The following is a 22,693-nucleotide window of genomic DNA, read 5'->3' on the forward strand; positions in this document are numbered from 1 at the left end:
CGTGGCCAAAGCGGACCGCCTCGACCGCCTGGACGCGCATCGCCTGGAACTGGAAACGGAATATACCGCCGAACTGATCGATGCGCTGCGGGTCACGGCCTTGGGGAAATGGGGCCTGTTCGACCATCAGGAGGATCGGCGGACACGCGAGGCCGTCGCGCCGGTCATCGACAAGCTGGGGGAGCTCGGTGACGCGATCGACAAGGCAAGAGCGCAGCTTGGCCTCAACCCGTTCGAACTCCAGCAGGAATTCCTCGCTTCGCGCGGCAAGCCGAGCCCACAGGCCGTTGGCGAACCCAAACAGGCGCAGGCATGGCTCGATCGCCTCGCTGCGGCTGACGACGATTAGCCTCGGCAGGTAGGCATAGCCGAGAGGCATAGGGTTACAAATGCAAGATCGTGCAGATGTCGTATTTGTCCAATCGCGGGTGGGAACCACAGGTTAGACGCACACCCATCCACTGCGGCCGTGCGAGGTGCACGACGTCATGATGGTTGATCGGTGGCGGAGATCTGAACCGTGCGCAAACGCGTCTACAACCGCCTCCGGGCACTCTCGCCAAGCGCGATCAGGCAGACGCTTGCTCGTTGGCTTGCGGCTCTCGACGCGGTGAGCCGGATGCTCTTCTCCGAACCGGAGTCAGGCCAGCCAAAGCGCCGTCAGTTCTGAGGCTATCGCTGCACTGCGCTGGCTGAAGTCATTTGCTGCCAATCTGTCATTGTTCCCTTGCAACGTAGGATTGCGCCTGCTTGCCTCACCCTCTCGTCATCCCGGCCTCGAGCCGGGGTCCCGCTGCCGAGCAGAAGAAGCGGGATCCCGGCTCAAGGCCGGGATGACTGTATTTTGTCGATGGTTGTCGATCTCTCCACCTGAGGGTGGGCGATCTCGCAACCGGCTCTTTGATATCGTCGGATCGATCCCCCTCCAGGATGCAGTCAACGCGCGCGAAGGCGTCGCGTCGGTGGCGCGTACCCGTCGCAAAGGAGCACGTCGTGTCAACCGCCTGGATTATTTATTGCCCTAAAAATAACGACTTACCACCTGTCAGTCGCCCGCGAAAACCGCAAACGAGTCAAGCATGAGCCATTTGACTAGGAACAGAGTCTAGCGGCGCGCGCCCATCGTGCTGCGCGCCAGCTGGCCGACCAGTCCCGGCAGACCGGCATAGCTGGCCTTGTGATAGGGCGAATCCTGCTCGACCATCACGGTCAGGCGTCGATGCGCCGCACCGAGATTGTGGTACGGAACGCTTGGCAGCAGATGGTGCAGCGCGTGGTAGCGCAGGCCGACCGGCGCCCAGAGCGCAGGAAGCAAAGCCGGGGGCGGCACGTTGACGCTGTCGAGATACTGCGCCGTGACGGTCATCGCCTCGCCTTCATTCTCCCAGAGATGCGCGACGAGCGTGCGGACCTGGTTGATCACCGTGATCGTGCCGATCACGCCGAGGAAGATCAGGAAGGCGCGCAGCGGGATCACGCCCGCGGCGGTGAGGCCGATCAGCGCGATTGCCCAGACGCTGGTCGCAGCTTCCTGCAACAGCCATTGAGTGCGGGCGGCACCCTCGGCCGGGCGGCGGCGGAAGGACGGGTTGATCACCAGCCCCGAATAGCGTTCGACCACCGGCTTGCGCAGCGCCGGAATGACCAACGAGAGCGGCGCGAGCAGCGCGTAGCGGATCAGCAGCCCGATCGGCGCCAGCGCGGCGATCAGCACGAACAAAGGCAGCGACCACGGTTTCATCAGCGCAAGCGGCAGATATTCGGGATCCTCGACCGTGCCGTAACGGGTACGGGCGTGGTGGAGATTGTGGACGCCCTCGTACATGAAGGACGGCACCATCAGCGGCACGCCGACGAGCAGGTTCCAGCCCAGCCGATAACCCGGCACCGTGCTGTGCTTCATATGGGTGATCTCGTGGATGAAGCTGCCCGCGCGGTACAAAGCGAGCACCGCCACGAAGGCGGCAAGCAATGCAAGGCCGGGCGAGGTCAGCGTGATGGCCAGCGCCAGCGCGCCGTAACCGACGACGACCGAGGCGATCGTGTCGGCCCAATAGACGGCCGGCCGCGCCTTATGCAGGTCGCGTGCGATCTCGGCAGCGGCGCGCAGCATCGCCTTGTCGTCGGCGATGCGCCCCGCCGCGGTGCGCGCAACCGGGGCGTCGGGCGCCGCGACTTCGCGCAAATCCAGTGCGATAGAGCTGTTCATGGGTATTTCCATTGCCCGTAGATAGTGGCTCAATATGGGCAGCAACAGGGGCATAGCGGGCTCGGACAGGTTCCGCTTGACAAGCATGGCCCTCAGGCGGGACTTCGGCGCACCTCTGTCAAAGGCTCGCGTTCATGCCCGCACCTGCCATTCGCCCCGTCGTCACCAAGGCGGATATCAACGCTTTCGTCGAACTCGCTTACCGCCTGAACGGCGACGATCCCCATTGGGTCGCGCCGCTGCGCGACGAAGTGAAGGCGACGATCGATCCGAAGAAGAATGGCTGGTTCAGCCACGCCGAAGCGCAGCTCTTCCTCGCCGAGCGCGACGGCAAGGTCGTCGGCCGCATCTCGGCGCATATCGATCGGCTCGCGCTCGAGATGCCGCCCGAACAGGGCTTCGGCCCCGGCACCGGCTTTTGGGGCCTGTTCGAGGCCGAAGATGCCGGGACTGCCGCCGCGGTGATTGGCCAGGCCGAGGCGTGGCTGAAGGACAAGGGGATGACGCGCGCGCTGGGGCCGGTCAGCCTGTCGATCTGGGAAGAGCCGGGGCTGCTGGTAAAGGGCCACGATCATTCTCCGACGGTGCTGATGGGGCACCACCCGGCGCGCTATCAGGGCTGGATCGAGGCGCTGGGCTATGCGCCCGCCAAGAAGCTGCTGACCTATGAACTCGACATCACTCAGGGCTTTCCCCCACTCGTCCAGCGCATCATCGCCGCGGGCGAGAAAAATGCGAAGATCCGCATCCGCAAGGTCAACAAGAAGCGCTTCGATGAGGAAGCCGCGATCATCCTCGCGATCCTCAACGATGCATGGTCGGATAATTGGGGGTTCGTCCCGCTGACCCAGCCCGAGATCGACGATGTCGGCAAGAAGCTCAAACCGCTGGTGTTCGAGGATTTGATCATGATCGCCGAGCTCGAAGGCGAGCCGGTCGCGTTCATGGTCACCCTCCCCGATCTCAACGAGCCGCTCAAGCCGTTGAAGGGCAAGCTACTGCCGTTCGGCTGGGCGAAGCTGCTCCTCTGGCTGCGCAAGCCCAAGGCCCGCACGATGCGCGTGCCGCTGATGGGCGTGGTCAAGAGGCTGCAAAGCTCGCGCATGGCGAGCCAGCTGGCCTTCATGATGATCGAATATATCCGCCGCGCGGCCGTGCCCAATTACGGCGCGGAGCGCGGCGAGATCGGCTGGATCCTCGACGACAATCAGGGGATGATCGCGATCGCCGATACGATCGAGAGCCGGATCAACCGCGAATATGTAATCTACCAAAAGCCGCTCTGAGGGGAAAACCCGCGGCGGGTACGCAACTGCGCCGCGGGTTCCTCTGGCCGCTACTTGCCGGCTTCGAGCGGATCGAAGCCGGTCGCGAGCCATTGCTCCCGCGTACGGCAATCCTTCGTCCGGAGATGGCTTCCGGTCAGGGTGTCGACCACGCAGTAGAGCTTCTGTTTCGATCCCTTCGCGCTTTCCTGCTGCGGCTGGTCGGATTGCAGCTTGGGTTCGGTCGTCGGATCGGACTTGGCCATCGCGGGCGAAACGGCGCCGCCGGCCAGCAAGGTAGCTGCGAACATTGCGGCCGCGGCGGAAATGATATGGTTCTTCATGGTGTCTCTCCTCGGATATGGGCCGGCAGGCGCCACCGCGGCTGCCGGTCGTGACGGTCGCTTATTTCTTTTGCGGGGCGGCCGGATCCACGCCGGTCTTCGCGATCCACTGCGCGCGGGTCATGCAGGTCTTTTGCGTGAACACCGTTCCGGTCGAGACCTGCGGTTTGACGCAATAGCGCCTGCCTTCACCGGCCTTGGCGGAAGCCTTGGCCGTCTCGGTGCTCGGATCCGAGGCATAAGCCGGCGCGGTCGCGCCTGCGACGAGGACCGCGGCGGCAATCATTGCGGCGGCGACGCTCGAAACGCGGCCGGTGGTGCGAGTGCTAAACATATCCCTGACTCCCAGTTACTTTCAGACACCAGGCGCTCCCTCGTGCCGCCTGCCTCCTATGCGTTGCATCGGCCGTGCCAGTTTGTCCGGATATGGGATTTCAAAGGCTTAGCTGTATTACACTTCCAAGTCACCGCTATAACACAGCAATACACGCCAAGAATTGGCGGATCATGCGCGAAGGTGTTCGGAAAGGGACAGTCGGCTCTGTCCGATATCGACCGTCAGTGTCCGATTCCGTAACGGAAGGCGCTGCGGCCTAGCGCAGGGTCACCCAGGTCGGGGCGTGATCGCTGGCGCGTTCGCGGCCGCGATACTCCTTGTCGACGCCCGCGCCCGCCAGCCGATCGGCGGCTTGCGGGCTGAGCAGCAGATGATCGATGCGGAAACCCGCGTCGCGCTGCCAGCAACCGGCCTGATAGTCCCAGAAGGTCCAGATGCCGCCGCTCGGGAAGCGCGTGCGCAGCGCATCGGTCCAGCCCTGCGTGAGCAGGTTGCGATAACGCTGCCGCGATTCAGGCTGCATCAGCGCATCGCTCGCCATCGCCCGCACCGAGAAGGTGTCGTCGTCATTGGGAATGACATTGTAATCACCCGCCAGAACCACCGGCCGCTCCTCGGCGAGCAGCGCACGAGCGCGATCGGCAAGCCGCTCCATCCACTTGAGCTTATAGTCGAATTTAGGGCCGGGCTGCGGATTGCCGTTGGGCAGGTAGATCGATGCAACCACCAGATCGCCCACTTCGACTTCGATATAGCGGCTGTGCGCGTCGTCGGGATCGCCCTCGAGCCCGCGCTGGCGCTCGACCGGCTGTGCGCCGCGCGCGAGCACCGCGACGCCGTTGAAGCCCTTCTGCCCGTGCCACACCGCGCCATAGCCCGCCGCCTCGATATCCTTGACCGGCAGTGTCTCGTCGGCGCCCTTCAACTCCTGGAGGCACACGATATCCGGCTTCTGCTCGTCGAGATATTCGAGCAGGCGCTCCATGCGCGCCTTGATCCCGTTGACGTTGTACGTGACGATTTTTGGCAAGATCAGACCGAGAAGCTGGTGCCGCAGCCGCAGCCCGATGCGGCATTGGGATTGATCACGTTGAAATGCGCACCGCCCAGCGAATCGACGAAATCGACCTGCGCTCCGCGGACGAGGTCGAGACTCACCGAGTCGACCACCAGCTGGACACCATCGAGCTCGGCGACGGTGTCGTCGGCTTCGGCCGCATCGGCAAAGCCGAATTTGTACTGGAAGCCCGAGCACCCCCCGCCCTCGACCGAGAGCCGCAGGATGGCGGGCTTGGACTGCTTCGCCGCGATCGCCGCCACGCGTGCCGCGGCGGCGGGAGTGAGCGCGATGTCAGGCTGGGTGATCGTTGCCATGCTGCCGAGATAGTGGCGCTGCGGCAGCGAGGCAATGACGCGGTTCGGCCGAAACCGACAAGAGTGTCGCGGCGCGGCCGTGACATCCCGTATTCGAATGGATCAGAACGAAGCCCAATCGCCTGAACCGGCGCCGCCATTCGCCATCGCGGCAACCGGGAATGCCTTGGCCGGCGAGGCATGGCCCGAGGTCCTGGCGGGCGCGCTTGCGCGGGCCGCGAAGGGTCGCGCGCCATTGCCGACATTGAACTTCGAGGCCTGCTCGCTGAGTGCGGCGACTTCGCCTGACAAGTTGCGCGCTGCCGCCGAGGTTTGCTCGACCATCGCGGCGTTCTGCTGGGTCGACTGGTCCATCGTCCCGATCGCGATCGATATCTCGCTGATCGCAGTCGACTGGGCCTGGTTGTCGCTGGCCATTTCGCCGAGCAGCGTGTGGACTTCGCTCACGTCGCCCGAGATGTCGGCGAGCGCGCTATCGACCTTCTGGACCATCTCCACCGCCGCGACGATGTCGGTCTGGGTGGCGGTCAGCTGATCGCGGGCACGGCCGGCTTCCTCTTCGGCGCGCATCGCGAGCGCCGAGACGAGATCGGCGACGACGGCGAAGCCACGGCCTGCTTCACCTGCACGGCCAGCTTCGACCGCGGCGTTCATCGCGAGAACCCGCGTCTGGAAGGCGATCTTGTCGAGGCCTTCGATGACCGAGTCGATGCCCTTGGCACTGTCGGCCACGCGCGTCATCGCCTGCACTGCCTCGTCGGCGATCGAACGCCCACCCGAGACCGTCGCGATCGCGCCATCGGCGCGCTCGACCGTGCGGCCGGCAGAAGCTGCGGTGGCCTTGAGGCGGCCGTCCATCTGGGTCACCGCCGCCGAAGTCTCTTCGAGGCTCGCGGCGTTGGCTTCGGTGCGACGCGCGAGATCCTCGGATGCCTGGGCGATCTCGCCCGAGCCCGTGCGGATCGTCGCGGCGCTTTCCATCACCGTGCCGATCAGGCTGCGCAGCTCGCTGACCGCCCCGTTGAAATTGCTCTTGAGCTGCGCGAACGGCGGCTGGAGATCGGCGGTGACCTGCGCGGTGAGATCGCCATGGGCTAGCGCGGTCAGCCCCGATCCGAGGCTGTCGACGATCAACTGCGCCTGCGCTTCCTTGGCCTGCTCGGCGGCCTGGAGCTGGTCACGAAAGGCAACCATCGCCCGGGCCATGTCACCGAGTTCGTCGGCGCGCTCGGTTCCGATCACTTCGGCGGTCAGATCGCCGGCGCCGAGCTTGCGCATCGTCCCTGCCTGCGAAACGATCGGCTCCACGACGCGACGGCGCACCGCAGTCGCAACCGCGAAAGCGACGCCCATCCCGAGCGCCAGCGTGATCAACAGAACCACGATCGCGATGATGCCGACAAGCTTGCCCGACGCACTGGTCTCCTGCGCGTGCTTCTCGATCGCCTCGGACGCCGCGCCCATCGAATCCTCGAGTGCGCGGAACTGGTCGAAGAAATTGGGCAAGGCGCGCCGCGCCGCTTCCGGATCGCGGGCAGTGTCCGCCAGCATCCCGCGCGCGGTTGCGGCATAAGCCTGCATCGGCGCGACCAGCTTCGACGTCACGGCCGCGACTTCGGCGGATCCGGTGTATTCGCCGTCGGCGGCGATGTTCTTTTCGAGCGTCGCGAGATGCTCCGCGAAATCCTTCTCGATATCCTCGCGCTTCAGGGTGCTCGCGGGGTCCTGCGCCTGCAGCGCGGCGAGGACATCGCTGCGGATGGCGTCGTGCATCATGTCCGCCAGCGTATGGTTGTGCAGCAGGCTCGACGCCGCGGCCTGCCGTTCGAGCGCAAGGCTCTGCTGCCACGAAGCCGCTATCCCGGTGCCGCCGCACAGCAGCATCAGACCCAGCAGGACGCCACTCACGGCTTTGGCGGCCCGCTGGAGCGACATGCCCGCCCCGACTGCGGTGATGGAAGCTGCACTCATTCCTACGTTCCTCTTCGATGCAGGCGGCTGCGTTCGATCCGCGCCGGGCATGTTCCATTATAGGATGCAAGTTCGCGCAGGTGACTTGGCCTCAAATTCAAATCTGCGCGGCCCTGCAGCTCTCTTTCTTCCTACAATGGAGAATGTTGCCGGGATGAGGGCCCCCGGCACGATCAGATCTGCCGGGAGTTCCTCATGCACCGTTCGCTGTTATTCGGCGCCACCGCCGCCCTTGCGCTGATCCCGCCCGCGCATGCCCAGGATGCCGAAGCGCCGGCATTGGCATTCGGTGGGCGTTATGTGGCCGATACCGTCTATGTCGCCGAAGGCAGCGGAGCCGATCGTGCCTTCGTCCTGCACGACGCCGAATTGACCGTCGATGCGGATTTCGACCAACTGATCGGGGTACGCGGACTGACCGGCGGCGTGCATCTGCTCGCCACCGCCGGCGGCGCGCCCAACGATGCGGCCGGCACGCTGCAGGGCATCAACAATATCGAAGTAAGCGCGCATCGCGCGAAGCTCTACGAAGCCTGGCTCGAGCAGGCGCTGAGTGAAAGCGCGAGCCTGCGCATCGGCTTGAGCGACCTCAACGCCGATTTCTATCAGAATGATTCCGCCGGCCTGCTGATCGCTCCCGCTTTCGGCATCGGATCGGAGCTCGCCGCGACCGGCCCCAACGGCCCCTCGATCTTCCCCTCGACCGCGCTCACCGCCCGGCTGGCGCTCCAGTTCGGCGACACCGGCTATGCTCGCGCCGCCGTGGTCGATGCCAAATCAGGCGTGCTCGGCGATCCCGACGGCGTCGACTTCACCCTGCGCGACGGCGCGCTGTTGATCGCCGAGGCAGGAACGACCGCGATTGGAAAGCTGGCCGTGGGCGCGTGGCGCTACACGCGGCGCCAGGACGATATTCGAGCGATCACGCCGGCGGGCGAGCCGGTGAAGCGCGTCGCGACCGGCATCTATCTGCTCGCGGACCGCAAGATCGCCGGCAGCGGCGGCCATGCCGTCAATCTGTTCGCACGCGCCGGCATCTCGGAGGGGCGCACCACACCGTTCCGTGGCGGCTTCCAGGCCGGCGTGCTGATCGAAGCGCCCCTCGTCGGCCGCCCCGACGGCCAGCTCTCGTTCGGCGTGCAGCAGGGATTTCTGTCACGCGGCTATCGCGACGTGCTGCGGGATGAAGGCTATCGAAGCAGTACCGGCGAATGGGGCATCGAACTGACTTATGCCGACAAGATCGCGTCGTTCCTGACGCTCCAGCCCGATCTGCAATATATCCGCCGCGCGCATGGCGAGCCGAAGGGCCGGGGTACGGTGGTTCTCGGGCTGCGGCTGACCGCCGAGTTCGCCAGGGAGGACTAGGCCTAAGTGGTGGGGGCCACCTCGATGGGCAGCCCCTCTCCTCTCCTGCCTCTTACTTCGCGGGGCCGCCGATGCCGCCCTGCGCACGATTCTGGACCGCGGTCAGATATTCGCCGGTCTGGAGGAACGGGATCGGATTGACTGCCTTTCCGTCGACGCGGACTTCGTAGTGGAGATGGCTGCCGGTGGAACGGCCGGTCGAGCCCATCAGGCCGATCATCTGGCCGCGACGGACGCGGGCGTTGTCGGCGACGAGGATCTTCGAAAGGTGGCCGTAGCGCGTTTCGATGCCGCGGCCGTGATTGATCTGGACCAAATTGCCGTAACCGCCCTGACGGCCAGCATGGCTGATGATGCCGTCGGCGGTCGCGTAGATCGGTGTGCCGATCGTGCCGGGGATATCGACGCCGGCATGCATCGCCACCGTGCCGCGGAACGGATCCGAACGCACGCCGAAGCTCGACGTGAACAGCAATTTGTCGACCGGCTGCATCGAGGGGATCGAGATCACCGTCTGCTCGAGCGCGTCGAGCTTCTTCCAGGTCAGGAAGAGCGCGCGGAACTGGGCATCGGCGCTCTCGGCCGAATCCGAACCGGCGGCGCCGTCATTGTCGTCCATCGGCTCGTAGGGGCCGCCCATGCCGCCCTTTACGAAGCGCTCGGGCGCGAGGCCGAGGCGGCGGAATTGGCTGGCAGTCTGCTGATAGCGCGCCTCGCCGGCAACGCGGGCCTTGCCGGCAAGTGCGACCTGGCGCTGCTCGACATCGCGCAGCGGCGCGAGCATCTCGGCGGCGACAGCGCTGGTCAGCGGCGCGGCTTCGGCCAGCGCGGCATCGAGCGCGGCGGGATCGGTCTTGCCCGAGAGCACTGCCGAGATCAGCGCCTGACGCTGCTCGACGCGCGCCGCCTGGAGTTTGGCGGCTTCCTTGGCGGCGGCAACTTCGGCCTGCATCTTCGCGACCTGCGCGCGCATCTTGGCGACCTGCGCCTCGGGCGAACCCGGAGCCGCGCTCACGCCGCTGACGGCGATCGCACCGGCCATCGCCTGCGACACGCCATAACCCGAGAACAGCACGGTGACCGCCGCGACGCCGGCGAACAGCGCCTGGGTGCGGCCGGCGATGCTGAAACGGCGCAGATCGCGGCCGTCATGGAAAATAAAATCACGGGTGGTGAAAAAATTGCGGAACCGCTTGCCCAGGTTCGCATTCTTACAGTTCGAAACGTCGGCCATGAGTCCCCAGCGATTCAGGCAAGCGCGCACCGATGCGACCCGGTGATCGGCCTACAAAAAATTCCATTGTCCCGGCAGAGCCCCCTCCGCGTCTGGACGTGTCGGGGTTTGCCCTGAGAAATCAGGGGACTGCAATAGGCCCGTAGTAACCACGCGTCAGACCGGCTGAGTCGCGCGCCGAGTCGTTGAAAGGAGGCTTCAGGAGACCGCGAAAATACGTGCGGACAAACATTTGCCAGGTCGTTTCGGGAACGAAACCGTGCTGCTCGCATGCCGATTCGAACCAGATCGTGCCGGCCCGGACATGACGGATTTCGTCGTTCAGAATGCGCGTCAGAATGCGCGTGGTAGCGATATCGCCGACCGCTTCGAACCGCGCGATCGTGGCCGGCGTGACGTCGAGTCCGCGCGCCTCCAGCACCATCGGAACCACCGCCAGCCGTGCCAGCGGATCGTGCGCCGTGGTGGCCGCGGCATCCCACAAACCGTCATGCGCCGGCATTGCGCCGTAGTGGCTGCCGAGCTGTTTCAACCGCCGATCGAGCAGCGCGAAGTGCATCGCCTCGTCCGCACCGACGTGCATCCAGTCGTCGGTGAAGCCGCGCGGGAACTGCCCGCCGAAACGTCCCACCGCATCGAAGGCGAGATCGATCGCGGCGAATTCGATATGCGCCAGCGCGTGGATCAGCGCGATCCGCCCGCGTTCGGAGCCGCCCTTGCCGCGCCTGGCCATCCGGTTGGGCGGCAGCAGCTCCGGGCGCTCGGGGCGCGCCGGCCGATCGGGCATCGCCACGTCGAACCGGTGGTCGAGCCGGCCCAGCCGCCAGTCGCGCGCCGCCGCTCGTGCCGCCTTCACCTTGGCGAGCGGCTCGGCGGCGGTCAGCACCGCGCGCGCCGCCTCGGCAACGCTGCGCGTCACGTGCCGAGCATTTCCCGCGCCACCGCAAGCACTTGCTCGGCATGGCCGGGCACGCGCACCTTGCGCCACGCGCGGAACAAAGTGCCGTCCGCCGCGAACAGGAAAGTCGAGCGGTCGATCCCCATATATTTGCGGCCGTAGAGCTGCTTCTCGACCCACACGCCGAGCGCTTCCATCGCCACCCCATCGGCATCGGTCGCGAGCGGCACGGTGAGATCGTATTTCGCGGCGAACTTCCTGTGCTTCGCCGTGCTGTCCTTCGAAACACCGAGAAGGTCCACGCCCAATGCCTTGAATTCTGGCAGCAACGCCGAGAAATCCTGCGCCTCGCGCGTGCAGCCTGCGGTATCGTCCTTGGGGTAGAAATAGAGCAGCAACGGCCCTTTCCGGTCGGACAGTACGAAAGCCCCTTCGGCCCCCTCCAGCTCGACTGCCGGCAGCCTGTCGCCCTGCTCGATCATCTCTTCGTCTCCGTCAGCCGCCGGCGCGGATCGCCGCCCAGCACGCCGCCACCTCCTGCCGGGTCGCTTCGAGCGAGGCAACCACAGCGTCCCATGATTCCAGCCCGACCGCGCGGGCGATCAGTGCCTGCGTGGTCTCCGCCGGAGGCTGCGCGTCGGGCGCGACAAGACGCAGCGTGACCAGCAGCCGCGACAGCAATGCATGCGCCTCGACCATCGTGTCGGGCATCAGCCCCTTCGCCGCGAGCAGCCGGATCGCCTCGCGGAGCCGCGGCGTGAAGGCGGTCTTGTGGCGCAGCTGGAGCACGTGGACCGCGAATTCGAGATCGACCAACCCGCCGGAGAGCAGCTTGGCGTCGAGCGGCCCCGCAGGCGGCTTATGCGTCGCCATCTCCGCGCGCATCCGGATCGCGTCGGCGAGGATATCGCGCTCGGGCCGCGCGCCGTTCAGCACGTCGTCGACGATCGCCTGCACCGCGCCACGCGCCGCCGTCGAGCCGAATACCGGCCGCGCCCGAGTCAGCGCCATATGCTCCCAGGTCCAGGCGTCCTCGCGCTGGTAGCGCGCGAACCCGTCAAGCGAGACCGACAGCGGCCCCTGCGCACCCGAGGGCCGCAGCCGCGTATCGACTTCGTAGAGCGGTCCGGCGGCGGTCGCGACCGACAATGCGGCGGTCACGCGCTGCGCGAGGCGGTTGTAATAGACCACCGCGCCAAGCGGTTTGGCGCCGTGGGATTCGGCCGCATAATCGCCGGTGAACAGATAGATCAAATCGAGATCCGAGGCGTGGGTGAGCGCCTGCCCGCCCATCCGGCCCAGCGCGAGGATCACCAGTTCGCTGTCCGGCACCCGGCCATGCGCGCGCTCGAATTCGTCGACCGTGGCGCGCGCGAGGACTTCGATCGCCGCCTCGGCGATCCGCGCATAGCCATAGGATACTTCGAGCGGGTCGCTTGCCCCCGCGACGATCTGCGCGCCCAATGCGAAGCGCTTCTCGCCGACCAATCGGCGGACATGCTCCAGCTGCCATTGATAATCGGCGCCGCGCTCGCGTGCCGCCATTTCCCCGATCAGCGTGGGGATATCGGCAACGGGATCGAGCGCGCTCGCGTCGATCAGTCCGTCGAGCAATTCGGCGCGCCGCCCGAGCTGCTCGGCCAGGGTCGGCGCGTGGCACAGGATCGTGCTGAGGAGTTGGCGAAGCCCCGGCTGCGCCTCGAGCAGCCGGAAGAAGTTGATCGCGCTCGGCAGCCGCGAGAGCATCGCATCGAAGCGAGTGATCGCGTGCGTGCTGTCGGGCGCCTGCGCGAAGGCGGCGATCAGTCCGGGGAGCAGCGCTTCCAGCGCCTCGCGCGCCTGGGGCGAGCGCAGCGCCGGATAACCGCCGCCGCGCCAGCCCTCGACGATGCGGAGCGCGCCTGCCGGATGATCGAACCCGGCTTCCTTTAGGCTGGCCTCCAGCGTCTCGGGATCGGCGGGCAGCCGCGGTTCCTCCTCGCCGGCGAGGGCATCATAGACGCCCCCCACCCGCTCGACATGCGGGCGCAGCCGCTCGATCAGCGCCGCGCCGTTCGGCAGGCCGTGCAGCGCCGCGACATTGTCGAGTGCTCCCTGCCCGGCCGGCAGCGTATGCGTCTGCAGGTCGTCGATCATCTGCAGCCGGTGCTCGACGGTGCGCAGCTCGGTATAGGCCGCGCTCAGCGCCGCTGCATCGTCGGCGTCGATCCGCCCGTCCGCGGCCAGCGCCGCGAGCGCGTCGCGGGTCGCCGGCACGCGCAGCGCCGAATCGCGCCCGCCATGGATGAGCTGGTGGATCTGGGCGAAAAACTCGACTTCGCGGATTCCGCCGCGGCCGCGCTTCAGATCGTAGCCGGGGCCGAACGCCTGCGCCTGGGCATAATGGTCGCGGATCCGGCGCGAGATGTCACGGATCTCGCGGATCGTCCCGTAATCGACTGCGCGCCGCCACACGAACGGCCGGATCGCCGCGAGGAATGCCTCGCCCAGCGCGATGTCGCCGGCACAGGCACGGGCACGGATGAACGCCGCGCGCTCCCAGGGCAGCGCCTGCGATTCATAATAAGAGATCGCCGCCTCGACCGGCAGCGCGATCGGCGTCGCCTCGGGCGAAGGCCGCAGTCGCAGATCGACGCGCATCACGTAGCCGTCGGCGTCGCGCGACTGGAGCAATTCGATCACGCGCCGGCCGATACGCACCGCCGCGTCCTCGGGCGCCTCGCGCGGTTTGCACGGCAGGGTTTCGGGATCGAAGATCAGGATCGGATCGATGTCGGAGGAGTAATTGAGCTCGCGGCTGCCGAGCTTGCCCAGCGCGATCGCCGCGAAGCCGAGCGGCGCGGCATCGGGCGTGCGCTCGCGGATCGCCGCCCGGATGGCCCGATCCAGCGCATCATCGGCGAAGTCGCTGAGCAGCCGCGTGACTCGCGTCAGATCGAAGCGCCCGGACAGGTCGCCGAGCGCCACGAGCAAAGCGAGCCGCCGGCGCTCCAGCCGCAATCGCCGCGCCTCTCCCATTTCGCCTTCGAAAGAACGCGCGGCAGCGAGTGGATCTTCAAGCGCCGCTCCGAGGTTTTCGAGCAATTGCGACTCGCGGTCGGCAAGCATCGCAAGAAAAGGCGCATGGGCCCGCGCAAGATCAACAGCGCGTTGCAAGTCCCCGGAATTCATCGGGTAACCCCTTGTCGAGACGAATCAGGAACAACACATTCTCGGGAGTCAAGCAACAAATGTGAAGTTGAGGCGTATTTGTGTCGTGACCCGATCGTCATCCCGCTCCGCCCCCGAGGCCAATGGGCGCGCTTATCGCGTCGAACGGCCCCGCGCCAGCGATGCGATCGCGCTATCGCTACGTGACGCCTTCTCGCGCGAGCCGAGCCTGCCCGAAGACATGGCCGCGATTCTGCGCCGCCTTAATCGTCCCGGCGTCTCGACCGCGCATTGAGCTAGGGTCGTGCCGCGTCAACGGTCGCGGCTGAGATCGTCGACCTCGCCCATGATCGTATCGAGCGCGCTCTTGCCGCCCGGATTGGGCAGGCTGTCGCGTCGCGACGGCAGCTGTCCTTCGGTCAGCAGCGTTTCGAGCGCGACGCGGCCACGCGCGACCCGGCTCTTGATCGTGCCGACCGCGACGTTGCAGATCTCGGCCGCTTCCTCATAGGCGAAGCCGCCCGCGCCGACGAGGATCAGCGCCTCGCGCTGCGGCTGCGGCAGATGCAGCAAGGCGCGCTGCATGTCGTTCAGTTCGACATGGCGGTCCTGGCTCGCAGGTGCGGCGAGCAGCCGATCGGCCACCAGATCGTCCCATTCGCCCTTGAAGCGCGCGCGGCGCATCTGCGAGAGATAGAGATTGCGCAGGATGATGAAGGTCCATGCGCGCATGTTGGTGCCCGCCTGGAAGCGCTGGCGCGCCGCCCATGCCTTGAGCAGCGTTTCCTGCACCAGATCGTCGGCGAGGTCGCGGCTGCCCGAAAGCGAGCGGCCGAACGCGCGCAGATGCGGGATCACCGTCGCGAGTTGCTTCTTGAACTCGGGATCGGACAGCGCGACGTGCTCGCGCGGTGGCTCGGCTGCCGCGTCCTCGCGATCGTCGGGCTGTTCGGACTCAGTCATTCGATCCCGTTCACTTGCGCATGCATGTTGCGGCGCTGATTGGAGATAAGCGCCGCAGGCGCGATTGCCAGCATTTTTGCGGAAAGGTCCGGTCAGAACCAGACGATGATCACGAAGGCGATGATCACCAGCGCCAGGCCGAAGCCCAGCACATAGCGGGTCATGTGTGGCGTCGTCCCGGCGCGGGCGCGATCGGTGGAGACATGGATGGTTTCGTCATTCTCAGCCATGTCCCCTCAACCCCCGAAAACCGTTTTGGGTCCGTATCATGTGGAACCCGCACCGGAATTTTTCAGACGCCGGCGGGCACCGTCGCCTGGTCGAAGAACAGCGCCTGGCTGATCGTCGTCTTCACCGTTTCGCGCTGGAACGGCTTGGTGATCAGGAAGGTCGGCTCGGGCCGCTCGCCGGTGAGCAGGCGCTCCGGGAAAGCAGTGATGAAGATCACCGGCACGCTGAATTCGGCGAGGATGTCCTTCACCGCGTCGATGCCCGAACTGTCGTCGGCCAGCTGAATGTCGGCGAGCACCAGGCCCGGACGATCCTCCATCGCCAGCGCCACCGCCTCGTCGCGCGTGACCGCCACGCCGGTCACCTCATGGCCGAGATCGCGGACGATCTGCTCGAGATCCATCGCGATCAGCGGCTCGTCCTCGATGATCATCACGCGGGTACGCGTCTGGCGCTCGATCTCCGCGACCGCTTCGCTGACGAGGCGGGAAACCTGCGCGGGGTCCTCTTCGATCAGATAGCCGGCATCCTCGATGCTGAAGCCCTCGACCGTGGTCAGCAGCAATGCCTGGCGCGACAGGGGCGTCAGCCGCGCGAGCCGCTTGCGGGCAATCATCTCGGCCTGGTTCGAGGAATCCTCGATGATCTCGTCCTCTTCGAGATGGGTCGACTGCCAGATCGCCTGGAAAGTCCGGTAGAGGCCGAGCCGGGGATCGACGTCACGGGGAAACTGGTCGGGCGCCGCCACGATGGCTTCGAGCGCGGCACGCACATAGCGGTCGCCTTCGCTCTGGGCGCCGGTGAGTGCACGCGCATAACGGCGCAACAAGGGAAGGTGCGGCGCGAGTTGCTGTCCAAGCGACATAAGGGAAATTTTCTCCTTCGTGGGCGCGGGCCGCTTTTGTCGCGCCCCGGCATCCGCATTGCAATCGTTTCTGCTTTCCGAAGGAGCCCCTCCCCGGATTTCGCATCGCCTGTGGAACAATCGAGGCGCTATTTGGTTTCATCGCGCGGGCCATGTGGCACTCCGTGCACTACGCGAGCGCTTGCGCTCTGGCGTCATGGCGTTAATCGGGCACCTGGTGCTCATGCGTGTTCACAGTCCGGGTCCCGGACGATCGGGTCCTCACGGGGGGAATTGGTGCGTTCCGCAAAGGGTGAAACAAAACGGCCGCCAAAGCCAAAAGGCGGGACGGAGAGCAACAAGCCCAGCCGCAGCGTGGGCGATGCATTGCGCCAGGCCTATGACGAGGCCGTTCGCGAAACTGTGCCCGACGACCTGCTCGACTTGCTGAAGAAGCTCGACTAGCCAAAAGCATGGACAGCACGGATCCGAAGCCGCGTGGCAAAGGTCCCGCGGCAACGATGGCCCGCATGCCGACCGGCGCGAAGGTTTTCCTGATCCTCGTCGGCGCGCTGCTCCCGCTCGCGCTCATCGCACTGCTCACCACGCTCCAGACGACGCGGATCGCCGACACCGAGGCGCGCGCGCGCCTGCATGCGATCGCCGACGAGAGTTCGGGCGTGGTGGAGAATGCGCTGACCAATCACGTCGGACAGATGAGCCAGACGCTCGCTGCGCTCGAACAGAATCCGGGCGACGCACCGAGCTGCACTCAGCTCGCGGGCACCTTCGCGGCGCAGGGCAGCGTTCGCTTCGCCATTGCCGACCGGGGTGGGCGCGTGCTCTGCGGCCAGCGCTTCTCGCTCCCCGGCGCGCCGGTGCTCCGCCCGTCCGAATTGCGTGCCACGTTCCTGCCCGACGGGATCGCCATTCGGATCGGCGGCAATGCGGGAATGAGCGCCACGGCTTATTATCCCGTGTCGGCGCTGGCGGCGCTCGCCCGGCCCAGCGGCTTCGTGCCCGATTACGGCGCGGCGCTGGTGCGGCACGAGCAGCGGCTGGCGCTGCGCGACCTCGCTACTGCGGGACCGCTCGGGCGCAGCGAGAAAGTCCTCAGCAATCTCTCGATCGACAATCTCGATCTCGAAATGTCGATTCCCGGCGCGCCGATCACTTCGCCGCTGATCATCACCACTGCGCTGCTGGTGCTGATGTGGATCGCCGCCGCCACGATCGGCTGGTCCGTGGTCAACATCCTGCTGATCCGCCCGCTCAGGACGTTGCGCACCAGCGTCGGCAACTACACGCCCGGCGAAATCCTCGACATGAAGCGCTTCGGCGCGATCCCGGCGCAGGAGATCCGCGATCTCGGCGAAACCTTCCAGCAGATCACCCGGACGGTGCAGCTCCACGAGGCCGATCTCGCCGCGGGCCTCATTCGTCAGACCAAGCTGACCCGCGAAGTGCATCATCGGGTCAAGAACAACCTCCAGGTCATCTCCAGTCTGATCAATTTCCACGCGCGCGCCGCGAGGAGCGCCGAAGCGAGCGAGGCCTATGCCTCGATCCAGCGCCGGGTCGACGCGCTCGCGGTGGTGCATCGCCATCATTATACCGAGCTCGAGGAGAATCGCGGGCTCGAGCTGCGTTCGGTGATCGGCGAGCTCGCCGCGAACATCCGCGCGACCGCGCCCGAGCAGGCGGCGGGGCTCGGCATCACGCTCGAGATCGAGCCCTTGCTGGTAAATCAGGACGTCGCGATCGCAGTCGCCTTCCTGATCACCGAACTGGTCGAACTGGCGGTCAGCTGCAACCCGACCACGCACGTCCGCATCTCGATCAAGGGCGGCGAGGAGCCGGACCGCGCCATCCTACGCGTCAGTTCATCCGCTTTGGTCGAGAGCGCCGAGCTGGAGGGACTGTTGGAGAGCCGCTACGGCCGCGTCATCGCCGGGCTCGCGCGCCAGCTCCGCACCCCTCTCCATCATGACCCACTGGTGGGTGCATATGAGGCTTCGATCGCGATTACGGGGCGACCCTGATTTTTTTCGCAAAAAAGTTCGGAACTCGGGAACCCGTTTCCGCGATGTACGTTCTGCACCTCGGATAGTGACCTTTTGCCCCCCCGCTCTCGCTATCCAAGACATGGGCCCGGAAGCGTCAACCCTCCCCCCCCCGGTGACGCTTCCGGGCCTAACACTTTCTCCCGTCAGCGGAATTCATGATCGCTCGCCACGGCTTCGTGCCTGTCGCGGAACGATTTGATGGATCCGGGCATTTCTTCCCTGAACCCGATGCGTAAATTGGAGAAGTTTCGATGCGCAAGATTCTAACCTGTGCCGCGCTTGCCGGCGCGATCTTGGTCTCGGCCTGCAACACGATCGAAGGTGTCGGCCGCGATGTGGCTTCCGCCGGCGATACGGTTGCCGGCGCCGCGGACGACAACAAGTAGGTCGTTCGCTCGGATTTTCAGGAAAGCCCCTCCGTGTGCGGAGGGGCTTTTCGTATTAGGACGCCGCTTCGGTCTCCGCCGCGCGCTCGCGCCGCCGCCGCGTGAACCAGATCGCCACCAACGCGAGGAAATAGAGCGCGACCAGCGGCACCGCGAGCAGCAGCTGCGACCCGACATCGGGCGGCGTCAGCACCGCCGACAGCGCGAACGCCCCGACCACCGCATAGCGCCACGCGCCCTTCAACTGCTCATAGGTGACGATGCCCGCGTGCTCGAGCAGCATCAGCAGCACCGGCAGCAGGAATGAAATCCCGAAGCCGAAGATGAACTGCATCACGAACTTCAGATAGTTGTTCACGTCGGGCAACGCCTGTTGCGCAACGCCGCCCAGATCGCCCTGGAAACCGAGCAGGAACTTCAGCGCCACCGGGATCGCCACGAAATAAGCCATCGAGGCGCCGGCGATGAACAGCACGGGCGTGGCGAGCAGGAAAGGCAGCAGCGCCTTCTTTTCCTTGCGGTAGAGGCCTGGCGCAACGAACTGCCAGAGCTGGTTGGCGATCACCGGGAACGCGATCATCAACGCCGCGAAGAAGGCGACCTTTATCTCGACGAGGAAGCCGCCGAAAACCTCGGTATTGATGATCGTCACCTGCCCCGCGACCTTGAGCGGGGCGACGAGGAAGCCGAGGATCTGCCGCGCGAAATAGAGGCAGCCGGCGAACGCCAATACCAGCGCGCCCAGCGACCAGAGGAGGCGGCGCCGAAGCTCGATCAGATGGTCGAGCAAGGGCGCCTGAGTGTCGTCGATCTCTTCGTTCACGATTGCGGCTCGTCCGGCGTCGGGGGCTGATCCGGCATCACGGCCTTGGGCTTGCGCACCCGCTTCGGCTTCGCCGCGGCCGGTTCGGTCGTCTCGGCGGGGAACAATGCCGGCTGCTCGACCATCACCGGATCTTCGTCAGCGGCCGGATCCTGCGCGAAATGCTCGGGCTGAGGCGCGGGCAGCGACGGCGTGGGATGCTCGCGCATGATCCGCTCATTCTCCGCAGCCCATTGCTTCTCCATCTCGGCAAGCTCGGATTCGCGGATCATCGTGTCGATCCCCGAGCGGAACTGGCGCGCGACGCCGCGCGCCTTTCCCACCCATTTGCCGACGAAGCGCATCGCGCGCGGCAGGTCCTTGGGTCCGATCACCAGCAGCGCCACCACGGCCACAAGCAGCAACTCGGTCGGCGCTACGTCTAACATTCGGCACTGCCTCGGGCGCGCCCCGAAGCGAGACGCGGATCAACGGTGGATGGAATCGGACTCAGCGCTCTTCGCGCGTGCGCTCGGCTTCGGTCTGGAAGCTCGCGTCCGGCGTCGGTGCGGGCTTGCCCTCGATCCGGGTCGGCGGCGCCGGCGTGGCTTCGTCGTCCTCGGCCATGCCCTTCTTGAAGTTCTTCACGCCCTTGGCGACGTCGCCCATCAGGTTGGAAAAACGACCGCCACCCAGCAACAGGATCGCTACCACACCGAACACAAGCCAGTGCACAAGGCTTAAACCGCCCATCAGAAATCTCCTCTATCGCGACCTATCTAGGCTTCGCGCGCGTCCGGGGCAACGGCCCAGGCAAGGCCGCCGTGAATTGTTGGCGAGCCCTATTCGTCTTCCATGACAGTTTCGCTCGCGCCTTGCTCGAACTCCCCCTCGAAGGCGAGGTCGACCGGATCGAGCAGCCCCGCCGCCTTGAGATCGTCGATCCCCGGCAGATCACGCCGGCTGGCGAGCCCGAACTGGCTGAGAAAGCCCGCCGTCGTCGCATAAGTGAGAGGGCGCCCCGGCACTTCGCGGCGCCCCGCCGGGCGCACCCAGCCCGCCACCATCAGCACGTCGATCGTGCCCTTGGAGATCTGCACCCCGCGAATCGCCTCGATCTCGGCGCGTGTCACTGGCTCGTGATAGGCGATGATAGCCAGCGTCTCGATACCCGCGCGGCTGAGTTTCCGGCTCTCCTCGCGGTCGCGTCGTAGCAGATGCGCGAGATCGGCGGCGGTCTGGAAATGCCAGCGCTCGCCGCGGCGGACCAGCTCGATCCCGCGCCCGGCATAAAGCGCTTCCAGTGTCGCCAGCGCGCCGCGAACATCGGCCTCGGCGCCGACATGCGCCTTGATCTCGTCAACGGTCATCGGATGCTCGGAAGCGAACAACACCGCCTCGACGGCACGGCCCAGATCGTCCTGGCGGATCATGCGCTCGCCTTGAGATAGAGCGGCGCGAACGCCGATTTCTGCTTGAGCTCGAGCCGCCCCTGCCGCGCCAGCTCGAGCGCGGCTACGAACGAGGAAGCGAGCGCCGATTTGCGATAGGTCCCGCTCGCTCCTTCGGGAAGGAAAGTCTCGATCGTGCTCCACTCGATTCGCGTGCCGATCAGTGCCGAAACACGCTCGATCGCCTCTTCCAGCGTCATCACGTCGCGCACCGCCACTACGTGCATCACCGGCCGGGTGCGCGCGCTGATCCGGCCATAAGCGGCGATCAGGTCATAGATCTCCGCCTCGTAGCGCCCCTTGCGCACCACGCGCAGCCCTTCCGGGGTCCCGCGCAGGAAGACGTCGCGCCCGAGCCGGTCGCGCGCCACCAGCCGCGCCCCGGCCTCACGCATCGCATTGAGCCGCTCGAGCCGCAGCTGGAGCCGCAGCGCCAGTTCCTCGGGGCTCGGCGTCTCCTCGGGATTGCGCGGCAGCAGCAGCGCCGATTTGAGATAGGCGAGCCAGGCCGCCATCACGAGATAATCGGCCGCCAGCTCGAGCCGGAGCTCGCGCGCCTCGTTCACGAACCGCAAATATTGCTCGACCAGCTCGAGGATCGAGATCTGCCGCAGGTCGACCTTCTGGTTCCGCGCGAGCGCCAGCAGCAGATCGAGCGGGCCTTCCCACCCGTCGATGTCGATCTTCAGAGTGTCGGAAGGATCGGCTTCGCTCATCAATGCAAGTTAAGCAGAGCACATGGTGGCTGTCACCATCTCCCTCCCCCCGCAAGCGGAGAGAGGGAGCTAGGCCAGCGCCAGCAATTCGTCCCGCTTGGCGATCAGCCCGCCAAAATCGGCGGCGGCGCTTCCACCCGCAATCGTCGCCATCGCCCGGTCCAGCCGCGCCACACATTCGGGCGTCGCATCGCCGATCAGCTCGGCGATCTCGACCATCTCGTCCATCCGGGCCCAGCAATCGAGCACCACGTCACACCCCGCGGCGAGCGCCAGCGAGGCCTTTTCCCCTGCCGTGCCCGACAGTGCCTTCATGTCGATATCGTCGGTCATCAGCAGTCCGTCGAAGCCGATCCGGCCTCGGATGATCTCCGAAATCACCTTGGGCGAAAGCGTCGCGGGCCGTTCGGCATCCCATGCCTCGAACACCACGTGGCACGTCATTCCCATCGGCGCGCCGTTAAGGCGGGTGAACGGCTCCAGATCCATCTCCAGCGCCGCCGCTTCGGCCTTGACGTGCGGCAAGTCGTAATGGCTGTCGACCAATGCGCGGCCGTGCCCGGGCATGTGCTTGACCACGCCGACCACGCCGCCGCGCCGCATCCCTTCGAGCATCGCCTGCCCCAATGCCGCGACTCGCATCGGGTCGCCGCCGAAGGACCGGTCGCCGATCGCCGGCGTGACATCTGCCTGGCGCACGTCGAGCAAGGGCGCGCAATTCACGTTCACGCCGACTTCGCCCAGCATCATCGCCAGCGCCTGGGCATTCGCCCGTGCCGCCTCGATCGCCGAGATCGGTGCGATGTCGTACAGCGCGTCGAACGCCGCCCCCGCGGGGAAAGCCGGCCATTCGGGGGGCACCATCCGCGCCACGCGCCCGCCCTCCTGATCGATCAGGATCGGCAAATCGGCGCGGCCCGACAAGTCGCGCAGGCTGTCGGTCAGCGCCTTCATCTGCGCCACGTCGCCGCAATTGCGCTTGAAGAGGATGTAGCCGAGCGGGTCGGCTTGCCTGAAGAAGGCACGCTCGTCGGGAGTCAGTTCATGGCCGGAGGCGCCGAAGATGACGGGTTTCATGCGCCCG

26 protein-coding genes are annotated in these 22,693 nt (G+C 66.1%); 7 read left to right on the plus strand and 19 right to left on the minus strand.

Annotated elements, in window-relative coordinates:
* Window position 1 precedes the first annotated feature (1 nt).
* Window positions 2-349, plus strand: a complete 348-nt coding sequence (locus tag ASE13_RS10130; protein WP_056614194.1) for a hypothetical protein — start codon at window positions 2-4, stop codon at window positions 347-349.
* Between the two features lie 756 nt (window positions 350-1,105).
* Here ASE13_RS10130 and ASE13_RS10135 read toward each other — a convergent pair.
* Window positions 1,106-2,209: a fatty acid desaturase family protein gene (locus tag ASE13_RS10135; protein WP_056614198.1), complete on the minus strand. Its 1,104-nt coding sequence runs from the start codon at window positions 2,207-2,209 to the stop codon at window positions 1,106-1,108.
* A 134-nt stretch (window positions 2,210-2,343) separates the two neighbouring features.
* On the opposite strand from ASE13_RS10135, the gene ASE13_RS10140 reads away from it, so the two are divergent.
* Window positions 2,344-3,495, plus strand: a complete 1,152-nt coding sequence (locus ASE13_RS10140) for a hypothetical protein (protein ID WP_056614201.1) — start codon at window positions 2,344-2,346, stop codon at window positions 3,493-3,495.
* Window positions 3,496-3,545: 50 nt separating this feature from the next.
* Here ASE13_RS10140 and ASE13_RS10145 read toward each other — a convergent pair whose 3' ends face one another.
* The 5 genes from ASE13_RS10145 to ASE13_RS10165 form a co-directional block, all read right to left on the minus strand.
* On the minus strand, window positions 3,546-3,818 hold the full coding sequence (locus ASE13_RS10145) for a hypothetical protein (protein ID WP_156404811.1): 273 nt from the start codon (window positions 3,816-3,818) through the stop codon (window positions 3,546-3,548).
* 61 nt (window positions 3,819-3,879) lie between these two features.
* Entirely contained in the window at window positions 3,880-4,152 is a 273-nt protein-coding gene (locus tag ASE13_RS10150) for a hypothetical protein (protein WP_156404812.1), read from the minus strand.
* A 259-nt stretch (window positions 4,153-4,411) separates the two neighbouring features.
* Complete coding sequence (xth, locus tag ASE13_RS10155) at window positions 4,412-5,188, minus strand: exodeoxyribonuclease III (RefSeq protein ID WP_156404843.1); 777 nt, start codon at window positions 5,186-5,188, stop codon at window positions 4,412-4,414.
* Window positions 5,188-5,529, minus strand: coding sequence for an iron-sulfur cluster insertion protein ErpA (gene erpA / locus ASE13_RS10160; protein ID WP_056614208.1), 342 nt, complete (start codon window positions 5,527-5,529; stop codon window positions 5,188-5,190). The genes xth and erpA overlap by 1 nt, the downstream gene beginning before the upstream one ends.
* A gap of 102 nt (window positions 5,530-5,631) precedes the next feature.
* Complete coding sequence (locus ASE13_RS10165; protein WP_056614210.1) at window positions 5,632-7,500, minus strand: methyl-accepting chemotaxis protein; 1,869 nt, start codon at window positions 7,498-7,500, stop codon at window positions 5,632-5,634.
* A gap of 195 nt (window positions 7,501-7,695) precedes the next feature.
* On the opposite strand from ASE13_RS10165, the gene ASE13_RS10170 reads away from it, so the two are divergent.
* The gene (locus tag ASE13_RS10170) at window positions 7,696-8,868 is read left to right on the plus strand and encodes a carbohydrate porin (RefSeq protein WP_056614212.1); all 1,173 of its coding nucleotides are present in this window, start codon (window positions 7,696-7,698) and stop codon (window positions 8,866-8,868) included.
* Window positions 8,869-8,920: 52 nt separating this feature from the next.
* On the opposite strand, the gene ASE13_RS10175 is transcribed toward ASE13_RS10170, so the two are convergent.
* The 4 genes from ASE13_RS10175 to ASE13_RS10190 form a co-directional block, all read right to left on the minus strand.
* A complete protein-coding gene (locus ASE13_RS10175; RefSeq protein ID WP_056614214.1) occupies window positions 8,921-10,102 on the minus strand; it encodes a M23 family metallopeptidase in 1,182 nt (393 codons plus the stop codon).
* A 121-nt stretch (window positions 10,103-10,223) separates the two neighbouring features.
* Window positions 10,224-11,021 (minus strand): ferritin-like domain-containing protein, encoded by a 798-nt coding sequence (locus tag ASE13_RS10180; RefSeq protein ID WP_235536910.1) that lies wholly within the window; start codon window positions 11,019-11,021, stop codon window positions 10,224-10,226.
* Window positions 11,018-11,482, minus strand: a complete 465-nt coding sequence (locus ASE13_RS10185) for a peroxiredoxin (RefSeq protein ID WP_056614218.1) — start codon at window positions 11,480-11,482, stop codon at window positions 11,018-11,020. The genes ASE13_RS10180 and ASE13_RS10185 overlap by 4 nt, the downstream gene beginning before the upstream one ends.
* Window positions 11,483-11,495: 13 nt before the next feature.
* Entirely contained in the window at window positions 11,496-14,108 is a 2,613-nt protein-coding gene (locus ASE13_RS10190) for a bifunctional [glutamine synthetase] adenylyltransferase/[glutamine synthetase]-adenylyl-L-tyrosine phosphorylase (protein ID WP_156404813.1), read from the minus strand.
* A 148-nt stretch (window positions 14,109-14,256) separates the two neighbouring features.
* Here ASE13_RS10190 and ASE13_RS19825 point away from each other — a divergent pair, with 148 nt between their 5' ends.
* Entirely contained in the window at window positions 14,257-14,445 is a 189-nt protein-coding gene (locus ASE13_RS19825; protein WP_156404814.1) for a hypothetical protein, read from the plus strand.
* A gap of 17 nt (window positions 14,446-14,462) precedes the next feature.
* Here ASE13_RS19825 and ASE13_RS10195 read toward each other — a convergent pair whose 3' ends face one another.
* The 3 genes from ASE13_RS10195 to ASE13_RS10200 all read right to left on the minus strand — a co-directional run bounded on the left by ASE13_RS10195 (window position 14,463) and on the right by ASE13_RS10200 (window position 16,209).
* Entirely contained in the window at window positions 14,463-15,113 is a 651-nt protein-coding gene (locus ASE13_RS10195; protein ID WP_056614223.1) for a sigma-70 family RNA polymerase sigma factor, read from the minus strand.
* A gap of 92 nt (window positions 15,114-15,205) precedes the next feature.
* The gene (locus ASE13_RS20165) at window positions 15,206-15,343 is read right to left on the minus strand and encodes a hypothetical protein (RefSeq protein ID WP_200955622.1); all 138 of its coding nucleotides are present in this window, start codon (window positions 15,341-15,343) and stop codon (window positions 15,206-15,208) included.
* 62 nt (window positions 15,344-15,405) lie between these two features.
* Window positions 15,406-16,209, minus strand: coding sequence for a response regulator (locus ASE13_RS10200; protein ID WP_056614226.1), 804 nt, complete (start codon window positions 16,207-16,209; stop codon window positions 15,406-15,408).
* A gap of 276 nt (window positions 16,210-16,485) precedes the next feature.
* On the opposite strand from ASE13_RS10200, the gene ASE13_RS20025 reads away from it, so the two are divergent.
* The 3 genes from ASE13_RS20025 (at window position 16,486) to ASE13_RS10210 (ending at window position 18,640) form a co-directional block, all read left to right on the plus strand.
* On the plus strand, window positions 16,486-16,653 hold the full coding sequence (locus ASE13_RS20025; protein ID WP_162254685.1) for a NepR family anti-sigma factor: 168 nt from the start codon (window positions 16,486-16,488) through the stop codon (window positions 16,651-16,653).
* A 56-nt stretch (window positions 16,654-16,709) separates the two neighbouring features.
* A complete protein-coding gene (locus ASE13_RS10205) occupies window positions 16,710-18,230 on the plus strand; it encodes a sensor histidine kinase (protein ID WP_321164340.1) in 1,521 nt (506 codons plus the stop codon).
* A gap of 275 nt (window positions 18,231-18,505) precedes the next feature.
* On the plus strand, window positions 18,506-18,640 hold the full coding sequence (locus ASE13_RS10210; RefSeq protein WP_029935404.1) for an entericidin A/B family lipoprotein: 135 nt from the start codon (window positions 18,506-18,508) through the stop codon (window positions 18,638-18,640).
* A gap of 55 nt (window positions 18,641-18,695) precedes the next feature.
* On the opposite strand, the gene tatC is transcribed toward ASE13_RS10210, so the two are convergent.
* From tatC to nagZ, 6 genes are all read right to left on the minus strand, one after another.
* Window positions 18,696-19,463 (minus strand): twin-arginine translocase subunit TatC, encoded by a 768-nt coding sequence (tatC, locus tag ASE13_RS10215; RefSeq protein WP_056614233.1) that lies wholly within the window; start codon window positions 19,461-19,463, stop codon window positions 18,696-18,698.
* A complete protein-coding gene (gene tatB, locus ASE13_RS10220) occupies window positions 19,460-19,891 on the minus strand; it encodes a Sec-independent protein translocase protein TatB (RefSeq protein WP_056614236.1) in 432 nt (143 codons plus the stop codon). Before tatB ends, tatC begins: the two co-directional genes overlap by 4 nt.
* Window positions 19,892-19,952: 61 nt before the next feature.
* Complete coding sequence (locus ASE13_RS10225) at window positions 19,953-20,195, minus strand: twin-arginine translocase TatA/TatE family subunit (protein WP_056614239.1); 243 nt, start codon at window positions 20,193-20,195, stop codon at window positions 19,953-19,955.
* Between the two features lie 89 nt (window positions 20,196-20,284).
* On the minus strand, window positions 20,285-20,875 hold the full coding sequence (scpB, locus tag ASE13_RS10230) for an SMC-Scp complex subunit ScpB (protein ID WP_056614242.1): 591 nt from the start codon (window positions 20,873-20,875) through the stop codon (window positions 20,285-20,287).
* Window positions 20,872-21,609 (minus strand): segregation and condensation protein A, encoded by a 738-nt coding sequence (locus ASE13_RS10235; protein ID WP_056614245.1) that lies wholly within the window; start codon window positions 21,607-21,609, stop codon window positions 20,872-20,874. The genes scpB and ASE13_RS10235 overlap by 4 nt, the downstream gene beginning before the upstream one ends.
* 69 nt (window positions 21,610-21,678) lie before the next feature.
* Complete coding sequence (nagZ, locus tag ASE13_RS10240; protein WP_056614247.1) at window positions 21,679-22,686, minus strand: beta-N-acetylhexosaminidase; 1,008 nt, start codon at window positions 22,684-22,686, stop codon at window positions 21,679-21,681.
* Between the last annotated feature and the right edge of the window lie 7 nt (window positions 22,687-22,693).

Source organism: Sphingomonas sp. Root241 (assembly GCF_001428865.1).
GTDB lineage: Bacteria > Pseudomonadota > Alphaproteobacteria > Sphingomonadales > Sphingomonadaceae > Sphingomonas.